The 2,084-nt window shown below is 33.9% G+C and carries 1 protein-coding gene; it reads right to left on the bottom strand.

Annotation, left to right across the window (positions count from 1 at the left end; all coding sequences use genetic code 11):
* Positions 1 to 304: 304 nt before the first annotated feature.
* On the bottom strand, positions 305 to 1,573 hold the full coding sequence (locus GTQ34_RS16520) for a hypothetical protein (RefSeq protein ID WP_166524916.1): 1,269 nt from the start codon (positions 1,571 to 1,573) through the stop codon (positions 305 to 307).
* Positions 1,574 to 2,084: the final 511 nt, after the last annotated feature.

The following is a 2,084-nucleotide window of genomic DNA, read 5'->3' as shown; positions in this document are numbered from 1 at the left end:
ATTAATCTGGATGAAATCAAACCAATAAAGGTGAAAGGTGAAATTGAAGATTCGGGAATTGAGCATGATTTAATAATGACCAATGCAAAAGTCATACAATAATTAAGAAAAGTTCAAATAAACGATTCGAATATTAGATGATCAAATACAACGATTATCTTCCGATTTGGGAGTATAGAAATGTATTTTACTTCCGTATAAACAAGTTGGAAACAACTTCAAAATAATCGAAATTGAAAAAAAACCTACTGATATTATTTTTAATTATTTCTTCTAATCTATTTGCTCAAAAAGAGCGTCTTTATTATTTTACACGAATGAAATAATTTACGGTAACATTTTTCGGCCTAGTCTCCTCTGCGCCATCTTCGTTTTCTCCGGTTTTTTCATCCTTGTGCGCTCTATAGGGATAGGCAGAGACATTAGGAGTTAGGGAATTTTTAGGGACGTCACGCAGAACTTTTGTTTGATGAGTATGCCTCTTAATAGCATCTTCTTGAAATTCTCCCAAATCCTTTTTTTCAGGATTACCTTTTATAGAATCTTGACCGTGGTTCTTACCCCTAAGGAAAACTCCCCGTAAATCTGGAATACTATCCCCTATATGGAGTCTGTATGGGGAATCTAACGGTGCTGGAGAGCCATCGGCTAACATCCAACCATCACCATATTCATCGTAAAACTGTGCCTTTGTCATCATACTCGCTACAATTTCACCAATACCTTTTTTTAGTTCAATTGCCTTCTTCGGCATAGGTATTTCCGGAAAAATAAAGGTTGAAGAGAATGAGGAGAATTGCAAGGTCAACCTTATTGGTTTGGCCAAAACATATCGTCCCTGGTCCGGATAAAATATCGAATCTTGCGGGTTAATATCTTTCCTTGAGGCATTTAATGTAAGCACTTCGTTCAACTTACCACCTTTTTTAGCTTGTTCCCATAGACTACCTGAGATTTGAATTTCGGTGGTGTCCACAAGAACAGAATTGATTTTCGGCCTTAGATTTATGTTATTTGATTTATACTGGGCCGTTATTGAAATGTTAGACATTTTTTCCCCATATGTATTTATTTTGAATGATACATTATTTTGGTTCCCCTGAACACAGGTTTTGTACAATTCCACAAAATTTGGGTCTATATAAGAACTTTCGTATGAATTGTCCTTAGTTATCTCTTTTATGTTAATATCTTCACTCCAATACAGCTTATAAACTTTCTCAATTTCCTCTCCACTATAACTTCCCTTACCTTTGAAAACTCCGGCATATTTGGCACTAGCCTTGCCCACATCTTTATCCATTTGATATGAATCATAGATATCTTTTACTGCTTGTTTTGTCTTCAGATAATCATTACTAAAGGTTTGGGTTTTGGAATATTCTCTTATCCCTTGCTTTATAATTTCGTTACAGTTTTCCTGAGGATAAACTATAACACATGTAAAAACAAGTATCCACATTAGAAGGAAACGACGTACCATAGATTTTCTTTTAATAGTTAACAGTATTCCAAATAGCTCAATGTAGGCGTGAGAGTACATAATTATTTCTACGCTGGAATTTTTATCCAAATAAGACTGAAATTCTATATTAAATTCTCTTACAGAACTTAAATGTTAAACATATTTATGGGGTAGAGAAGAAAAGTAAAAAATATATTGGAGAATTGATTGCTGAAAAACCCTAGTTTTTCTGTGGCTTTACCGTAATCCTTTTATTGAACTTTTTTATTTTCCTTACTTGCAAATGCATAACCGATGATAGCTCCAGCTACTACTGCAATAGTCGATACTGGCAAAATCTCCATAACAACTAAAACAATGAGTAGCGGAATTAAAACTGTCAAGCATGCAAACTGAATGGACCGAAGTCCTATTCCTTTTTTAAGTTTGTTTCTGTTGTAAAGAATACCTAATAAACTAATTCCACTTATAAGTGAACAAGTCCAAACCACTATTCGAATATTAGATGATCAAATACATCGATTTTATTCCGATTTGGGAGTATAGGAATGTATTTTACATCTCAAAAAAAAAGTTAGCAATAATTAAAATCTAATCGCAACATGACAAAGGCAGACCG

Origin of the sequence: Flagellimonas ochracea, from assembly GCF_009903685.1 — a bacterium.
GTDB classification, from domain to species: domain Bacteria; phylum Bacteroidota; class Bacteroidia; order Flavobacteriales; family Flavobacteriaceae; genus Flagellimonas; species Flagellimonas ochracea.
Note: the sequence above shows the minus strand (reverse complement) of the source record. Positions and strands in the feature narration are given on the sequence as shown.